The organism is Micromonospora sp. KC723, assembly GCF_004348595.1.
Classification (GTDB): domain Bacteria; phylum Actinomycetota; class Actinomycetes; order Mycobacteriales; family Micromonosporaceae; genus Micromonospora.
Window position 1 is genome coordinate 44,383 of record NZ_SMKD01000019.1, and the last position, 16,352, is coordinate 60,734.

Here is a 16,352-nt window from a genome sequence, read left to right on the forward strand (position 1 = left end):
CCGACCCACACCGGGAGGCCCCGTGCCGCTCCCCCACCCCGCCCGCGTCCGCCGGCACAACCGGCCCACGGACCACACCGACCAGCTCTGGTCGGTACGCACCCAGCTTCTCGCGCCCATCCTGGTGGCCACCGTGTCCCTGGTGGTACTGGGCGCCGTCCAGACCGACACCGCGCTGGACGCCTCCACCGACGCCGGCCGCGCCCGGGTCCTCGCCGGCACCGCCACCGCCACCGTGCGCCTGGTGCACGAGCTGGAGCGGGAACTCGGTGAGACGGCAGCCCTGCGCCAGCGCGGCGGCGCCAGCGGCCGGCCGCTGGTCGACGCGCAGCGGCGGCGGGTGGACACCGCGGTGGACCGGTACCGCACCGCCGGGCGGGCGGCCCGCCTTGCGGCGCCCGACCTCGGCCGGGTGCTCGACACGGCCGACGACCAGCTCTACCGGCTGGAACCGGCCCGCGAGGCCGCCGCGAACTCCGGGGCCACCGACGCGACCTACGTGGCGCTGGTCGGCTCCCTGCTCACCGTCGCCGACGCGCTGCCGGCCCAGTTGCGCGACACCGAGCTGGCCAACGCGGCCCGCGAGGTGGCTGCCGTGGCCGCCCAGGAACACCTGGCTTCCCTGGAACGCGACCTGCTCCGGGCGGTCTTCGTCCGGGGTGAGCTGGCCCCGGGGGAACTGGTCCGGCTCGGCCGGCTGCGCGGCGCGCACGAGCAGCGCCAGGCCGAGTTCACCCGGATCGCCAGCCGCGAGGCGCAGGCCACCCACGACCGGCTGATGACCGGCAGCGACGTGACGACCGCGCGGCGGATGCGCGACGGCGCCGCCGAGAGCGACATCGTCGCGGCGGCGCTCAGGGTCGATGGCGACGCCTGGTACGTGGCGCAGAGCGGCGTCATCCGGCGGTACAACCTCCTTGGCCGGGAGCTGTCCGAGAACCTGGACGACCAGGCCGCGCGCCTGGCCGGGGAGGCCCGGCGGCGGGCCATGGTCACCGGCGGCGCCACCACCGCCGTCGCCGCCGCCTCACTGCTGGCCGCCGCCCTGCTCGCCGTACGCACCAGCCGCCGGCTGCGCCGGCTGCGGGCCGCCGCGCTCACCATGGCCCACACCGAGCTGCCCAAGCGGATCACCGCCATCGCAGCCGGTGACGGGACGCCGGCGGACGGCGAGGTCACCCGGCTCACCGCCGGCGTCCGGCAGGGCCGCGACGAGGTCGCCCAGGTCGCCGAGGCGTTCGACACGGTGCACCGGGCCGCGCTACGGCTCGCCGGCGAACAGGCCGAGCTGCGGCGGGACGTGACCCGGATGGCGGAGGCGCTGGCCCGGCGGATCCGGACGCTGATCACCCGGCAGCTGCGGCTGCTCGACGAGTTCGAACGTGAGGAGACCGACCCGGACGCGCTGGCCCGGCTGTTCGCCCTGGACCATCTCGCCGCCCGGATGCGCCGTAACGGGGAGAACCTGCTGGTTCTCGCCGGCGGCGAGCCGGGCCGCGCGCACGAGGGTGATCATCTGCTCGCCGACGTGGTCCGCGCCGCCGCCTCCGAGATCGAGGACTACCAGCGCGTCGAGATCGACGTGCCGGCCGCCGCGGTGCGCGGCGCCGCGGTGGGCTATCTGGTCCATCTCCTCGCGGAGCTGCTGGAGAACGCCACCCACTACTCGCCACCGCACGCGCCGGTGCACGTCGACGGCCGCCGTACCGTCGACGGGCTCACCCTGCGGGTGCACGACCAGGGCATCGGCATCAGCGAGAGCCGGCTCGCCGAGATCAACGAGCGGCTCCTCGCGCCCGCCGTGCTGTCCAGCGCGGCGGCCGGCAGCATGGGGCTGCACGTGGTGGCGCACCTCGCGGCCCGGCACGGTATCCGGGTGCAGCTGCACAACACCAGGCAGGGCACGGTCGCCCAGGTCGAGATCCCGGAGAAGGCGCTCACCCGCGTCGAAACCGTGTCCCGTCGTCCCTCGGCGGCGAGTCGGCCGCAGCCCACCGCGTCGGCCGCCTGGTTCCGGCCCCGGGACGACTCGCCGTCCACCCCGGCGACGGTGCCGGCCGAGGCGCTTGCCGCGTCACCGGCGCTGCCGCCGGTTGCCGGGGCCACCGTGACCACCGGGACGGGCCTGCCCCGCCGTACCCGCGGCGGCGCGCTGCCCACCGCGCTGCACCACGCCCCGGCGGCGGCGCAGGCGGACGACCCGCTCGACCCGGAGGTGGTGCGGGCCAGGCTCTCCGCGCTTGCCGAGGGTGTGGCGAGCGCGACGCGACGTGACCAGCACAACGGACCGATTGGGAGACCTCAATGACCTCATCCGGGAACGCCGGCCTCGACTGGCTCCTGGCGAACTTCGCCGAGCGGGTGCCCGACGTGTCGCACGCCGTGGCGGTCTCCCAGGACGGCCTGCGGCTCGCGTCCTCGCCTGATCTCTCCCCCGACCAGGTGGACCAGCTCGCCGCGGTGATCAGTGGACTGGCCAGCCTGACCATCGGCGCCGCGCGGCTGATGGCCGCCGGCCGGGTACGGCAGCAGATCATCGACATGGACGGCGGCGTGATGCTGGTGATGGCGGTCGGCGAGCGGGCGCTGCTCGGGGTGCTGGCGGCGCCGGGCTGCGACCTCGGCCAGATCGGCTTCGAGACGGCCACGCTCGTGCAGCGGGTGGCCGAGGCGCTGGAACCGGCGGTCCGGGCGTGACCGGCCGGCCGTCGCGGTGGCTGGCGGCGGTGCTGGTCACCGTGCTCACGGCGGGTTGCGGGCCGAACGAGACCCGTCCGGAGGCCTGGCACGGTGGCCGGATCTTCCTGGCCACCGGCAACACCACCGGCGTGTACTACCAACTCGGCGGCGGCTACGCCGACGTGATCAGCCGCCACCTGCCCGGGTACGAGGCGCGGGCCGAACCGACCGGCGCCTCGGTGGAGAACATCACCCGGCTGGCCGGCGGGGACATGGAGATCGCGTTCAGCCTCTCCGACACCGCCGCCGACGCGGTCGCCGGCCGGGGGGCGTTCCGCCAGCCGCAGCCGGTCCGTGCGCTGGCCCGGGTGTACAGCAACTACACGCACGTGATCGTCCGGGCGGAGGCGGAGATCACGAACTTCGCGAGCCTGCGCGGCAAGCGGATCTCCACCGGTTCGCCCAGGTCCGGCACGGACATCATCGCCGGCCGGCTGCTCTCGGCCGGCGGGATCGACCCGGAACGGGATGTCCGCCGGTTCACCCTGTCCCTGCCGGAGACGGTCACCCGGATGCGGGCCGGCACCCTGGACGCGATGTTCTTCTCCGGCGGCCTGCCCACGCCCGGCATCGCCGATCTGCTCGCCAGCGCGCCGGGAAGGTTCGAGCTGCTGCCGATCGCCGACCTGATCGATCCGCTGAACGCGACGTACGGCTCGGTGTACACGACCGCCGAGCTACCGAGGGACGTCTACGGGACGCGAACCGGCACGCCCACCGTGACGGTGTCGAACATGATCCTGGTCGGCGCCGACATGCCGGAGCAGCTCGCGTACGACCTGACCCGGCTGCTCTTCGCCCACCAGGGTGACCTGATCGACGTGCACCCGGAAGCGGGGAACTTCACCCGGCAGAGCGCGTCGGGCACCGACCCGATCCCGCTGCACCCGGGAGCGGCCCGCTTCTACCGGGGCGGCTGACGGTCGAGCGAGGGCGCGGTCAGACGTCGGCGGGCGCGGTGGTGGCGCGGGCGTCCGCGACCAGCCGGTCGGTTTCGGCCAGCACCTCGTCGTCGGTGGGGGTGCCGGGGTCCAGGCGTACCGTCCAGGCCAGACCGTCCACGCCGGCGACCCGCCGGGCCGCGATCCGGCCCGCGCCGCCGGGCAACCGGTGGTGGGCGGTCCACGCCACCGAGCGGGTCACCCGGGCCCGTACCTGGTGCGGCAGGTCGCCCGGGTCGAGCAGCAGGTAGGTCTCGGCGGGGTGGTCGGCGACCACCCGGTAGCCGTCCCGCTCGGTGACCAGCTCGGCGGGGGTGACGGTCAGCTCGCGGCCGGACCAGACCGCCTTGAGGATGTCGTGCCAGCCCAGGCGGTGCCCGTGGCCGGGCAGCCACAACCCGAGGTTGCTGGCCACCACCACGCCGTCGCCCTCGCCGTTGCCGGCGGCGGCCCAGGCCAGCACCCGCTCGTCGGCGGTCAGCGGTGGCCGGGCGGCGGGCGGCAGCTTCGGCTTGCGGCTGAACAGTCCCATCACAGTCCTCCCGCGGCCTGCTCGCGCAGCGCCCGCGCGTGCTGCTCCAGCGAGAGCAGTTCCCCGAACAGGGCGAAGTACTCGTCCTTGTTGTTCACCGGGTTGATCCGCTGGATCTTGGATTTGAGATCCCGGATCCGGCCGGTGACCGAGCCCCACTGGAGCTGCGCCATGGTGATCGACACGTAGCGCGGGTCGGGCTCGCCGTCGATGCGCAGCGGCTCGACGGCCAGCTCTCCCACGAGCGCCCGGGCGGCCAGGTCCTCGCAGGCGTCGCGGACCGACTCGATCCAGACCGCCCCGCCGGTCGCCGCCGTGACCCCGCCGGCCGCCGCGACCGCCGCCCGGACCGCCGCGTGCACCGGGTGGCGGTACTCCGTCGCCTCGACGGCGTCGAACATCGGGCCGGCCAGCACCGGCTCCTGGAGGGCGAGCTTCAACGCCTCCCGCTCGACCATCGACTGCGGACTGTCCGCCGCCGGCTCGGGCGCGGCGACCCGGGCGGAGGCGGACCTCGCCGACCCCCGCTCGCCGGTGGGGGCGTGGGCCGCGGCGAGCACGGCGCGCTGCACCGGCTCGATCTCCATGCCGAGGTCACCGGCGAGCTTGCGGACGTACTCCGGGCGTTTCTCCCGATCCTTGATCTTGGCGACGAGGGGGGCGGCACGGCGCATCGCCTCCACCCGGCCGTCCACGGTGTCCAGGTCGTACCGGCTGATCACGTGACGCAACGCGAAGTCGACCAGTGGCTCGCGGCGGGCGACCAGATCCCGGACCGCCAGATCACCCTTGGCCAGGCGCAGCTCGCACGGGTCCATGTTGTCCGGGCTGACCGCGATGAAGGTACGCCCGACGAAGCGCTGGTCGTCCTCGAAGGCGCGCAGCGCGGCCTTCTGGCCGGCGGCGTCCCCGTCGAAGGTGAAGATGATCTCGCCGGCCACGTCGTCGGTGTCCAGCAGGAGCCGGCGCAGCACGGTGATGTGGTCAGCGCCGAAGGCGGTGCCGCAGGTGGCCACCGCGGTCGGCACGCCGGCCAGGTGGCAGGCCATCACGTCGGTGTAGCCCTCGACGACGACCACCTTGCCCTGCTTGGCGATCTCCCGCTTGGCCTGGTCGATGCCGTAGAGGACGTGTGACTTCTTGTAGATCGGCGTCTCGGGGGTGTTGAGGTACTTCGGGCCGTCGTCGTCGTCGAAGAGCTTGCGGGCCCCGAAACCGATCACGTCGCCGGCCAGGTCACGGATCGGCCAGAGCAGCCGGCGGCGGAACCGGTCGATCAGCGAGCCGGAGCGGGCCGGGCGGGACAACCCGGCGGTGACCAGCTCGTCGTGGCTGAACCCCTGCTGGCGCAGGTGCCGGGTGAGCAGGTCCCAGGCGTCGGGGGCGAACCCGCAGCCGTACCGCTCGGCGGCGGCCCGGTCGAAGCCGCGCCCGGCCAGGAACTCCCGGGCCGGTCGGGCCCCGGCCGTGGTGAGCTGGGCCTGGTAGAACTCGACGGCGGCGGCGTGCGCGGCCACCAGTCGCTGCTTCTGCCCCTGCTGCGGGCGGCTGCGCGGCGCGGTCTGGTCGTTCTCGACGTACCGCAGTTGGATGCCGGCGCGGGCGGCGAGCCGCTCGACGGACTCGACGAAACTGAGGTGCTCGGCGTCCATCAGGAACTTGATCGCGTCGCCGCCCGCCCCGCAGCCGAAGCAGTAGAAGACGTTGCGGGCGGGCGAGACGTTGAACGACGGGCTCTTCTCGTCGTGGAACGGGCAGAGGCCCTTGAGGTTGCCGCCGCCGGCCGACCGCAGGGTCACCGTGTCCGAGATGACCTCGGCGATGGAGGTGCGCTCCCGGACCAGCGCGATGTCCTCGTCCCGGATCCGCCCAGCCATCTCCTGCCACCCCCTCGGCCCTACATCCTGCCCTGCCGGACCGACGGTCCGTAGCCCGGGGGACGGGCGTGCGGCCGACGCCCGGTCAGCCCACGACGACGGCGGCCTCCTCGGCCTCGACCTGACGGTTCCAGTCCGGTTTGGTGGAGCGCCAGCCCTCGTCGTCCATGCCGCGCCGCCAGTAGCCGGAGATGGACAGCGCCTCACGGGGCACCCCGCGTTCGACCCGCAGCAACCGGCGCAGTTCCTTGACGAACGTCGCCTCGCCGTGCACGAACGCGTGGACCCGACCGGTCGGGAACTCCAGGGCCCGCACCGCGGCGACCAGTGCCTCGCCGACCGGCCGGTCGCCGCGGTGCAACCAGGTCAGCGCCACCGCGCCCGGGCTGGGCAGCGGCTGCTCGTCCGCCGGGCCGTGCACCTCGACCAGGACCGCGGCCGGGGCGCCGACCGGCAGCCGCTCCAGCGCGGCCCCGATGGCCGGCAGGGCACTCTCGTCGCCCACCAGCAGGTGCCAGTCCGCCGTCGGGTCCGGCGCGTACGCTCCGCCCGGGCCGACGAAGCGCACCTCGTCGCCGGGGTGCAGCCGGGCCGCCCAGGGCCCGGCCAACCCCTCGTCGCCGTGGTGCACGACGTCGATGGTCAGTTCGCCGGCCAGCGGGTCGAAGGCCCGCACCGTGTACGCGCGCAGCCGGGGCCACTGCTCGGCCGGGAACTCCCGCTTGATGGTGGCCAGGTCGGTCGGGTGCGGGTACGTGACGCCCTCGGGCGCGAAGATCAGCTTCACGTAGTGGTCGGTGTGCTCCCCGACCGGCAGCCCGGCCAGCTCCTCCCCACCGAGCACCAGCCGGATCAGGTGGGGGGTGGGCCGCTCGGTCCGCAGGACCGTGGCGGCGGTGACCATCTTCGCGCGCTCCGTCATGAGGTTAGGGTAGCCTAACCAGCGGGAGGGGTCCGACGACGCCCCGCGTCGCCCGGTCAGGCGCCGGGGCGGACCAGGCGGTCATGCCAGGCCACGGCGGCCGGGTCGGTGAGCGAGGCGACCTGGTCGATCACCACCCGCAGTCGGGCGGCGTCGTCCGGCGCGGCCCGCCACAACGGCGCGAAGACCGGATCGAGCACGTCGGGCGCCCGGTCGGCGAGCACGGCGACCAACTCGGTCAGGATCTCCCGCTGCCGGTCGTAGCGGGCCCGGGCGCCCGGCCGGCGCATCACGTACCGCCAGGCGATGCCCTTGAGCAACGCACACCGGGCCCGGACCGGTCGCGGCACCACCAGATCGGCGGCGTACCGGCGGTGCGGGCCGGGGCCGTGGCGGTCCCGGGTGGCGGTCACCACGCCGGCGACGAACCGGCCGGTGAGCAGGCTGGTCGTCGCCTTCAGCGCGGCCTGCGCGCGGTGGCTGCCGTCGTACGCGGCGAGCGGGGCGAGCACCGGCTCGGCGAGCAGATCCACCAGCACCTCGCCCAGGTCGGCCGGGGACTCGCCGGAGTAGACCGCCGCCACGTCGGCGCAGAGCGCGGCCCGCTCGTCCGGATCGTCCAGCAGCGGACGCAGCGACACGTACCCGCCGTGGATGCCGTCCTCCACGTCGTGCACCGAGTACGCCACGTCGTCGGCCCAGTCCATCACCTGCGCCTCCAGGCAGCGCCGGACACCGCCCGGCGGCGCGCCGGCCCGTACCCAGTCGAAGACCGGGCGGTCGTCGGCGTACACCCCGAACTTGCGCAGACCGCAGCGGCGGGGCCAGGGGTACTTGCTGACCGCGTCCAGCGCGGCCCGGGTGAGGTTCAGCCCGGCCGACGTCCCGTCCGGGCCCAGCACCTTGGCCTCCAGCCGGGTCAGCACCCGCAGCGTCTGCGCGTTGCCCTCGAATCCGCCGCAGCTCGCGGCGAGCCGGTCAAGGGCGTCCTCGCCGTTGTGCCCGAACGGCGGGTGGCCGAGGTCGTGGGCGAGCCCCGCGGTGTCCACCACGTCCGGGTCGCAGCCGAGCCGGGCGCCCATTTCCCGGGCGATCTGCGCCACCTCCAGCGAGTGGGTCAGCCGGGTACGCAGGAAGTCGTCGGTGCCGGCGACGTGCACCTGGGTCTTCGCGGCCAGCCGCCGGAACGCCGCGGAGTGCAGCACCCGCGCCCGGTCCCGCTCGTACGGCGACCGGCCGTCGCCGGTGTCCTTCGGCGGCTCGTCGACGAATCGGCGGGCGTCGGCGGGGTCGGCGCCGGACAGGTCGGCGGCGGGCGGCTCGGCCGGCACCGTCAGCCCTTCGACCGCGTGCCGTGGTGGCCCAGCGCCTCGGCCCGCCGGCGGGCCGGGTCGTGGGCGTCGACGCTCACGCTCGCCCAGGCGCTGGTCATGCGGCCACCCTTCACCGTGCGGAACTCCTCGCGGGTGCCCAGGTTACGCCGAACCGGCGCGGACGGCGCGCCGGCGAACAGACGATGACGTCCGCACAACCACCGATCAGACGAGAGTTGCCGCCTGAGAGCCGACGGTGACGGGATCGCGGCTCCGGCATGGCCTTCGGTAGCGTTCCGGGAGCGGTACGTGAGGACGCGACGAACGGGGGACGCTCGTGCAACCAGACACGGACACTGCGATCGGGGCGATGCTGCGGGAGCTGCGCCGGCACCATCCGGAGGTGACCGGGGCGGTGCTGGCGGGACGCGACGGGCTGCTCATCTCCAGCGACCTGCCGCCCACCGAGGCCGTTCACCTGGCGGCGCTGGCCGCGGTGAGCGTCGGGGTCGGGCACCAGGTCGCCGACCGGCTCCGGGCCGGCACCTTCCGGGAGTCCGTGGTGTGCACCTCGGCCGGGTGCGTGGTGACCTATCCGGCGGGGCGCAACGCGCTGCTGGCCCTGGTCGTGGACGCGGGCGCGGACCTGCCGGACCTGCACGGCCCGGCCCGGGCGGTGGCCGGGCGGGCCGGCGCGGCGGTGGACGCGCAGCCGGTCGGCGCGACGCCGGTGCCGGCCGTGCACGCGGCCCTGGGCGCGCGCACCTCGCTGGGTGTCCTGGCCCGGCGGCGGCCGGGGGCGACCACCGACCGGCACCATCCGCCGCGCTGACCCGCGCCTCGGCGGCGGCTCCGCGTCTGACCGGAGCCGCCGCCGACGGGTCGTTCAGCGGCTGTCGGAGCCGGTGGTCCGGACGGCCGCGCGACCGGCCTCCAGCCGGGCCACCGGGACACGGAACGGGGAGCAGGAGACGTAGTCCAGGCCGACCTCGTGGAAGAAGTGCACCGAGTCGGGGTCGCCGCCGTGTTCGCCGCAGACGCCGAGCTTCAGGCCGGGGCGGGCCGCCCGGCCCTCCTCGGCGGCGATCCGGACCAGCCGGCCGACGCCCTCCCGGTCGATGGACTCGAACGGCGAGATGCCGAAGATGCCCAGTTCGAGGTAGCGCCAGAAGAACGCGCCCTCGACGTCGTCGCGGGAGAAGCCCCAGCCCATCTGGGTCAGGTCGTTGGTGCCGAAGGAGAAGAACTCCGCGGCCTCGGCGATCTGACCGGCGGTCAGCGCCGCGCGGGGCACCTCGATCATCGTTCCGATCAGCACCTCGACGCCGCTGTCCCCGACCACCTCGGCGATGATCTTCTCGGCCTCGGCACGGACCGTCTCCAGCTCCTGCACCGCGCCGACCAGCGGCACCATGATCTCGGGGCAGGCGGAGCCCCCGGCGCGGACGACCGTGACGGCGGCCTCGGCGATCGCCCGGACCTGCATGGCGAACAGGCCGGGGATGACCAGGCCCAGGCGGACGCCGCGCAGGCCCAGCATCGGGTTCTCCTCGTGCATCCGCCGGACGGCGGCCAGCAGCGCCTCCTCCTTGGCCACGTCCTCCCCGCGTTCCTGCGCGACCGCCACGTTGACCGCGAGCTGCTCCAACGGGGGCAGGAACTCGTGCAGTGGCGGGTCGATCAGTCGGACGGTGACCGGAAGGCCGTCCATCTTCCGGAAGATCTCCTCGAAGTCCGCGCGCTGCAACGGCAGCAGCGCCGCCAGGGCGTCCTCCCGTTCGGCGTCGGTGCCGGCGAGGATGAGGCGTTCCACCAACTCCCGGCGGTCGCCGAGGAACATGTGCTCGGTCCGGCACAGGCCGACGCCCTCGGCGCCGAACCGCCGCGCCCGCGCGGCGTCGGCCCCGGTGTCGGCGTTCGTCCGGACCCGCAGCCGTCGCGTCGCGTCGGCGTGCGTCATGATCCGGTGTACGGCTTCCACCAGCGCGTCGTCGGTCCGCTCCGGGTCGAGTTCGCCCTCGAAGTACTGCACCACCTCGGACGGCATGACCGGCACCTCGCCCAGGTAGACCAGGCCGGTGGTGCCGTCGATGGAGACGACGTCGCCCTCGACGACGACCTGCCCGCCGACGGTGAACCGCTTGGCGGGCACGTTGACGTCCAGGTCGTCGGCACCGGAGACGCAGGTCTTGCCCATGCCCCGGGCCACCACGGCGGCGTGGCTGGTCTTGCCGCCGCGGGAGGTGAGGATGCCCTGGGCGGCGATCATGCCGTTGAGGTCGTCCGGGTTGGTCTCCCGGCGGACCAGGATCACCGGCTCGCCCTCGGCGGCCAGCTCGACGGCGCGCGCGGAGGTGAAGACCACCTTGCCGGAGGCGGCGCCCGGGGACGCGCCGATTCCCTTGGCCACCGGTCGGATGCCGTGATCGAGCTGGAAACGGGGGAACATCAGCTGGGCGAGCTGCGCGCCGTTGACCCGGTGCAGCGCCTCGTCGAGGTCGATCAGGCCCTCGTCGACGAGCTGGCCGGCGATGACGAACGCGGCGGCGGCGGTGCGCTTGCCGACCCGGGTCTGGAGCATCCAGAGCTTGCCGCGTTCGATGGTGAACTCGATGTCGCAGAGGTCCTTGTAGTGCTGCTCCAGCCGGGCCATGATCTCGAGCAGTTCGTCGTAGGACTTCTTGTCGAGTTGTTCCAGCTGCTGCAACGGCACGGTGTTGCGGATGCCGGCGACGACGTCCTCGCCCTGGGCGTTGGCCAGGTAGTCGCCGTAGATGCCCTGCGCGCCGCTGCCGGGGTCGCGGGTGAAGGCCACGCCGGTGCCGGAGTCGGGACCGAGGTTGCCGAAGACCATGGACACCACGTTCACGGCGGTGCCGAGGTCGGCCGGAATGCGCTCCTGGCGGCGGTAGAGCACCGCCCGCTCGGCGTTCCACGAGTCGAAGACCGCGCGGATGGCCAGGTCGAGCTGTTCGCGCGGCTGTTGCGGGAACTCCCGGCCGGTGTGCTTGGCGAAGATCTTCTTGTACGCGTCGACCAGACCGCGCAGGTCGTCGGCGTCGAGGTCCAGATCGTTGTGCGTACCCTTGGCGCGTTTGGCCTCGTCGAGGGCGTGCTCGAAGTCCTCGCCCGGCACCTCGCAGACGGTCTTGCCGAACATCTGGATCAGGCGGCGGTACGAGTCCCAGGCGAACCTGTCCGCGCCGGAGGCCTGGTCGGCGCTGCCGGTGGCCTGTCGGGCGAGACCCACGACGCTGCGGTCGTTGAGGCCGACGTTGAGGACGGTCTCCATCATGCCGGGCATGGAGAACTTGGCTCCGGAACGTACGGACACCAGCAGCGGGTCGTTCGGGTCGCCGAGCCGGCGACCCATCGTCCGCTCCAGGGACTCCAGGTGCGCCTCGATCTGGTCGGCCAGGCCGTCCGGCTCCCGACCGGTGGCCAGGTACGCCTTGCACGCCTCGGTGGTGATCGTGAAGCCGGGCGGGACCGGCAGGCCGAGATTGGACATCTCGGCCAGGTTTGCCCCCTTGCCGCCGAGCAGGTCCTTGAGGTCCTTGTTTCCTTCGGCGAAGTCGTAGACGTACTTGTGCTCGACCGTCTCCTGTGCTGCCACCAGAGCCTCCCACACGCGCCGGAATTGACACTTAACGAAGGTTTAGTTTTCTGGTACCCCGGGGCCGACCGCCGGCAATCCCGGCGTCGTCAGCAGTCGGTGGGCGAAGGTTAAGCGAACATCGAGTGACCTGGGACCATTCGGTGACAATGCGCACAGTAATCACGACTATCCGCGTTCGTGGCGGTTTCTGGGAACGTTTCCATGCGCATGATCACGCAATTCGCGTCTCCCCCCGTACTGTTGTCGTCGCCGTTTCCACCGAGCCTGACATTTGCCATATCCCTCGCGAATACACCCCGGAGTCGTCGCCGTGCCGCCCACACCCCGCAGCCCCGAGACCGGCCAGCAACCACCGGCGGCCGGCCTGCCCACCCACCGGCCGGGCGTCGGCGACCTGGCGCGGACCGCCGCCCGGGCGGCCGGGAACCTGCTCGCGCCGCCGGCCCCGGTCCGGCTCGGCGACGTGGTGCCGGCCCCGGTCTCGGTCGTCGCGGATCCGCCGGCCGACTTCACCCTGCCGGCCGACGCCGCCATCCGCGTCAGCGCCGGGGCAGGTGCCCGGGACGTCGCCGAGCAACTGGCCGAACTGCTCCGACCCGCCACCGGGTACCCGCTCCCGGTCGCCGACACGGCGCCGGACGGGCCGGGACTGACCCTGACCCTGGCCGGCGGCGACCCGGCCGCCCGCGCCACCCCAGCCGGCGCCGTGCGCACGTCCGCCGGCAGCGCCCCCGTCGGCGACGAGGGCTACCGGCTGGAGATCACCACCACCGGGGCACGGCTCACCGCCGACACCGCCACCGGCCTCTTCCACGGGGTGCAGACGCTGCGGCAACTCCTCCCGGCCACGATCGAGAGCCGCACCCCGGTGGACGAGCGCTGGGTGCTACCCGGTGGCGTGATCGTCGACCGGCCGCGCTTTCCGTACCGGGGGGCGATGCTCGACGTGTCCCGACACTTCTTCGCCGTCGAGGACGTCCTGCGAGTTGTCGACCACCTGGCCCGGTACAAGCTCAACCACCTGCACCTGCACCTCACCGACGACCAGGGCTGGCGGATCGCGATCGACTCCTGGCCCCGGCTGACCACCGTCGGCGGCACGACCCAGGTCGGGGCCGGCCCCGGCGGGTACTACTCGAAGGCCGACTACCGGCGGATCGTCCGGTACGCCGCCCGCCGGCACGTCACGATCGTCCCCGAGGTCGACCTGCCGGGCCACACCAACGCGGCGCTGGTCGCGTACCCCGAGCTGGCTCCGGGCAAGGTCGCGCCCCCGCCCTACACCGGCACCGAGGTCGGCTTCAGCCACGTCGACCCCGACAACGAGCGGACGTACGACTTCGTCGCCGACGTGCTCGGCGAGGTGGCCGCCCTGACCCCCGGCCCGTGGCTGCACATCGGCGGCGACGAGGCGTTCAAGGTCAAGGGGGCGGCGTACACCGGCTTCGTCGAGCGGACCCAGCGGATCGTCGCCGGGACCGGCAGGACGGTCATCGGCTGGCACCAGATCGCCCCGGCCGCCCACCTCGACGGGCGGGTGCTGCAGTGGTGGGGCACCAACGGCGACGACCCCGAGGTCGCCGAGGCGGTACGCCGGGGCGCCCGACTGATCCTCTCCCCCGGCAACCATGCCTACCTGGACATGAAGTACGCCCCGGACACCCCGATCGGCCACGACTGGGCCGGCCTGATCGACGTGCGCCGCGCGTACGAATGGGACCCGGGTGCGCACCTGATCGGGGTACCGGCCGAGGCGGTGCTCGGGGTGGAGGCCCCGCTCTGGACCGAGTCGGTCACCACGCTGGCAGAGGTCGAGTTCATGCTTCTCCCCCGGCTGCCCGCCCTCGCCGAGCTGGCCTGGTCACCCCGGGCCATCCACGACTGGGCCGGGTTCCGCGACCGGCTGGCCGGGCACGGCCGCCGCTGGAGCACCGCCGGCATCGCCTTCCACCGCTCCCCCGAGGTGCCCTGGCCGGCCGAGCGGGCCGACGGTGACCGGCTCGACCGCGAGCCCACGCGCCCCTTGCCCAGCCAGCCAGGCCCGGGTCAGTCCCGGCAGGCCTCGACGACGGCGAGGCTGTCCTCGTAGACGTGGTGGCGGGTGATGAGACCGTCCTCGACGGTCAGGTGCAGGGCGAACCGGGTACGGAACCTCTTGCCGGTACGGCGCACCGTCTGGGACGTCTCGCCGATCACGACGGCGTGCGGCCCGTCGACGAGGATGTTCGTGACCGTGGCCGAGCCCTGCCCGGGCACGGTGGACGCGGCCAGGGTGCGATGGTGGTCGGCAACGTCCGCCCGGGTGGATCTCGGGCGGATCCAGGGCACGTCGGGATGCGTGGCGTCCGGCCAGTCGACCTGCCAGTCGACCCGCTCGGCGTACACCTCGGCGATCCGGTCGGGGTCCTGTCCCGCGACGATGCGGGACAGCAGCTCATCAACGGTGCGACGGGTGGTGGACATGCCGTTCCTCCTCGGTGTCGGTGTCGGTGTCGTGGTGGGGTCGGTCATCGCCGGGCGCGGTCGCGCAGCACCGACGTGGTGTGGTCGTCGGCCGGGTAGAACGACTCGATGGACAACTCGGCCAGGGTGACGTCCAGGGGCGTGCCGAACGTCGCGATGGTGCTGAGGAAGACCAGCTCCCCGCATTCGTGGCGCAGCCGCAGCGGCACCACGATCTCGCCCGGGCCGGGCAGCTCGATCTCCGGTTCCGGGCTGTCGCACGGGTAGGCGCGCAGCTCGGCCTCCAGGGCCGCCAGGTCCGCGTCGCCGGTCAGCTCGACCTGACGGCCCAACCGGCTCAGCAGGTGCCCGCGCCACTCGCCGAGGTTGGCGATGTGCGGTGCGAGCCCGTCCGGGTGCAGGCTGACCCGCAGCACGTTCGCCGGTGCGACCAGCAGCTCCGGCGCGACCAGGTCGGTGAGGAGCGTCAGGCTGGAGTTGGCGTCGATCAGGTTCCAACCCCGGTCGACCACCACCGCCGGATACGGCTCGTGACCGGACAGCACCTGACGTACGGCGGCACGGACCGCCGCCATCTGCGGGGCGCCGAGGGCGTTCTCCGGGTACGCCGGCGCGTAGCCCGCCGCCAGCAACAGCCGGTTGCGTTCGCGTAGCGGCAGGTCGAGTGGCCCGGCCAGACGCAGCACCATCTCCCGGCTCGGCCTGGACCGTCCGGTCTCGACGAAGCTCAGGTGCCGGGTGGAGATCTCCGCGCGGATGGACAGCTCCAGCTGGCTGAGGCGGCGCAGCTCCCGCCACCGGCGCAGTGCCTCCCCGACCGGCGGCGCGGACGTGTGGACGGTGGCGCTCATCGCCGGCCCCGCACTGTGCTCGTCGGGACCGGTCGGAACCTCGAACGGCGTACGCGGCATGTGGTCATCATGATCCCCCCGTCTCGGGTCCTGGTGCGGTGCCCGGCACCACTGTGCCGCGCGGCGGGCCGCCCGTCGATTACCTGCCGGGTAATCGCCGACGGTCCGATTCACGGCCACGGGCCATTACCCGGCAGGTAATCGACACTCCCCGTCGGACGGTGCCAGGGTTCTCGCCGTCACCAACCGACGATGGGAGCACCCGATGAGTACGCACTCCGACCTGGTCGACCGTTACCTCGCCGTGTGGAACGAGCCGGACGCCGCCGCCCGAGCGTCGGCGGTCGCCACCCTCTTCACCCCGGACGCCACCTACACCGACCCGCTGGCGGCGGTACGTGGTCACCAGGAGATCACCGCCGTCGTCACCGGGGTACGGGACACCTTCCCCGGGCACGTCCTGCGCCGGCACGGCATCGTGGACGGGCACCACGACGTGGTCCGGTTCGGCTGGGAGCTGGTGCCCGCAGCGGGTGGCGACTCCGTGGTCGTCGGCTTCGACGTCGCGGTCTGCGACCCGGACGGCCGGCTGCGTGCCGTGCACGGTTTCCTGGACAAGGTGCCCGCAGCGGCCTGATCCGCGTGAAGCCTCCGCCCGGCCGGTGTCCATCGGCCGGGCAAGGCGCGCGTGACGGCTTCCACGCAGGCTTCTTGATCAACAGGGTGAGCGGGTGGGGTGAACGGCGCGGGGGTGCGGTGTGTCCCGCTGGGGCGAATGTCCGGTCTGACCTGTGCAATCCCGTGGCCGCGGCCACCCCGGTGGCGGAATCGGCGACAGGGCCGGGGCGTTGTACATGGCACAACCACCGGTGTTCTCCCACCGGCCACACGGCCGGCCCCGACAGCGTCGGGGCGTGGAATGCGGGCCCCGCCGGGCTGGTTACATCTCCCGGACACCGAGGCCCGGCCCGTGGAATGCGAGCCCCGCCGGATCGGTTACATCCCCCGGACACCCGAGCAGGCACCGCCGCCAGGCGTCCCCCCGGACCCCGCGCAGGCACCGCCGCCGGACCGTCCCCCTGAACTTCCCCGTTT

The 16,352-nt window shown here is 73.5% G+C and carries 13 protein-coding genes; 6 read left to right on the forward strand and 7 right to left on the reverse strand.

Annotated elements, in window-relative coordinates; translation table 11 throughout:
- Window positions 1-22 precede the first annotated feature (22 nt).
- Genes E1165_RS07230 through E1165_RS07240 form a run of 3 tightly spaced genes read left to right on the forward strand, consistent with a single transcriptional unit; the run spans window position 23 to window position 3,659 of the window.
- Window positions 23-2,308, forward strand: a complete 2,286-nt coding sequence (locus E1165_RS07230) for a sensor histidine kinase (protein ID WP_132388992.1) — start codon at window positions 23-25, stop codon at window positions 2,306-2,308.
- Window positions 2,305-2,697: a roadblock/LC7 domain-containing protein gene (locus E1165_RS07235; protein WP_132388994.1), complete on the forward strand. Its 393-nt coding sequence runs from the start codon at window positions 2,305-2,307 to the stop codon at window positions 2,695-2,697. Before E1165_RS07230 ends, E1165_RS07235 begins: the two co-directional genes overlap by 4 nt.
- Window positions 2,694-3,659 (forward strand): TAXI family TRAP transporter solute-binding subunit, encoded by a 966-nt coding sequence (locus E1165_RS07240; protein WP_132388996.1) that lies wholly within the window; start codon window positions 2,694-2,696, stop codon window positions 3,657-3,659. The genes E1165_RS07235 and E1165_RS07240 overlap by 4 nt, the downstream gene beginning before the upstream one ends.
- 19 nt (window positions 3,660-3,678) lie before the next feature.
- On the opposite strand, the gene E1165_RS07245 is transcribed toward E1165_RS07240, so the two are convergent.
- The 4 genes from E1165_RS07245 to E1165_RS07260 form a co-directional block, all read right to left on the reverse strand.
- Window positions 3,679-4,212 carry a hypothetical protein gene (locus E1165_RS07245; protein ID WP_132388998.1) on the reverse strand — a complete coding sequence of 178 codons (534 nt, stop codon included), beginning with the start codon at window positions 4,210-4,212 and terminating at the stop codon, window positions 3,679-3,681.
- Window positions 4,212-6,089, reverse strand: a complete 1,878-nt coding sequence (gene dnaG / locus E1165_RS07250) for a DNA primase (RefSeq protein WP_132389000.1) — start codon at window positions 6,087-6,089, stop codon at window positions 4,212-4,214. The genes E1165_RS07245 and dnaG overlap by 1 nt, the downstream gene beginning before the upstream one ends.
- 85 nt (window positions 6,090-6,174) lie before the next feature.
- Window positions 6,175-7,011 carry a siderophore-interacting protein gene (locus tag E1165_RS07255; RefSeq protein ID WP_132389002.1) on the reverse strand — a complete coding sequence of 279 codons (837 nt, stop codon included), beginning with the start codon at window positions 7,009-7,011 and terminating at the stop codon, window positions 6,175-6,177.
- A gap of 56 nt (window positions 7,012-7,067) precedes the next feature.
- Window positions 7,068-8,315 carry a deoxyguanosinetriphosphate triphosphohydrolase gene (locus E1165_RS07260; RefSeq protein ID WP_132389012.1) on the reverse strand — a complete coding sequence of 416 codons (1,248 nt, stop codon included), beginning with the start codon at window positions 8,313-8,315 and terminating at the stop codon, window positions 7,068-7,070.
- A gap of 379 nt (window positions 8,316-8,694) precedes the next feature.
- On the opposite strand from E1165_RS07260, the gene E1165_RS07265 reads away from it, so the two are divergent.
- On the forward strand, window positions 8,695-9,156 hold the full coding sequence (locus E1165_RS07265; protein ID WP_132389014.1) for a roadblock/LC7 domain-containing protein: 462 nt from the start codon (window positions 8,695-8,697) through the stop codon (window positions 9,154-9,156).
- A 54-nt stretch (window positions 9,157-9,210) separates the two neighbouring features.
- Here E1165_RS07265 and ppdK read toward each other — a convergent pair whose 3' ends face one another.
- Window positions 9,211-11,940 (reverse strand): pyruvate, phosphate dikinase, encoded by a 2,730-nt coding sequence (gene ppdK, locus E1165_RS07270; protein ID WP_132389004.1) that lies wholly within the window; start codon window positions 11,938-11,940, stop codon window positions 9,211-9,213.
- 313 nt (window positions 11,941-12,253) lie between these two features.
- On the opposite strand from ppdK, the gene E1165_RS07275 reads away from it, so the two are divergent.
- Complete coding sequence (locus tag E1165_RS07275) at window positions 12,254-14,032, forward strand: beta-N-acetylhexosaminidase (RefSeq protein WP_132389006.1); 1,779 nt, start codon at window positions 12,254-12,256, stop codon at window positions 14,030-14,032.
- Here E1165_RS07275 and E1165_RS07280 read toward each other — a convergent pair.
- Entirely contained in the window at window positions 13,990-14,406 is a 417-nt protein-coding gene (locus E1165_RS07280; RefSeq protein ID WP_132271007.1) for a nuclear transport factor 2 family protein, read from the reverse strand. The genes E1165_RS07275 and E1165_RS07280 overlap by 43 nt on opposite strands.
- A 44-nt stretch (window positions 14,407-14,450) precedes the next feature.
- Entirely contained in the window at window positions 14,451-15,257 is an 807-nt protein-coding gene (locus tag E1165_RS07285) for a helix-turn-helix domain-containing protein (protein ID WP_132271010.1), read from the reverse strand.
- Between the two features lie 265 nt (window positions 15,258-15,522).
- On the opposite strand from E1165_RS07285, the gene E1165_RS07290 reads away from it, so the two are divergent.
- Complete coding sequence (locus E1165_RS07290; RefSeq protein ID WP_132271008.1) at window positions 15,523-15,894, forward strand: nuclear transport factor 2 family protein; 372 nt, start codon at window positions 15,523-15,525, stop codon at window positions 15,892-15,894.
- Window positions 15,895-16,352 lie beyond the last annotated feature (458 nt).

Excerpts from the sequence above, each read along its gene's own strand:
- E1165_RS07235 (WP_132388994.1), top strand. The coding sequence starts at position 2,305 with ATGACCTCATCCGGGAACGCCGGCCTCGACTGGCTCCTGGCGAACTTC.
- E1165_RS07245 (WP_132388998.1), bottom strand. The coding sequence starts at position 4,212 with ATGGGACTGTTCAGCCGCAAGCCGAAGCTGCCGCCCGCCGCCCGGCCA.
- dnaG (WP_132389000.1), bottom strand. The coding sequence starts at position 6,089 with ATGGCTGGGCGGATCCGGGACGAGGACATCGCGCTGGTCCGGGAGCGC.
- E1165_RS07255 (WP_132389002.1), bottom strand. The coding sequence starts at position 7,011 with ATGACGGAGCGCGCGAAGATGGTCACCGCCGCCACGGTCCTGCGGACC.
- E1165_RS07265 (WP_132389014.1), top strand. The coding sequence starts at position 8,695 with ATGCTGCGGGAGCTGCGCCGGCACCATCCGGAGGTGACCGGGGCGGTG.
- E1165_RS07280 (WP_132271007.1), bottom strand. The coding sequence starts at position 14,406 with ATGTCCACCACCCGTCGCACCGTTGATGAGCTGCTGTCCCGCATCGTC.
- E1165_RS07285 (WP_132271010.1), bottom strand. The coding sequence starts at position 15,257 with ATGAGCGCCACCGTCCACACGTCCGCGCCGCCGGTCGGGGAGGCACTG.
- E1165_RS07290 (WP_132271008.1), top strand. The coding sequence starts at position 15,523 with ATGAGTACGCACTCCGACCTGGTCGACCGTTACCTCGCCGTGTGGAAC.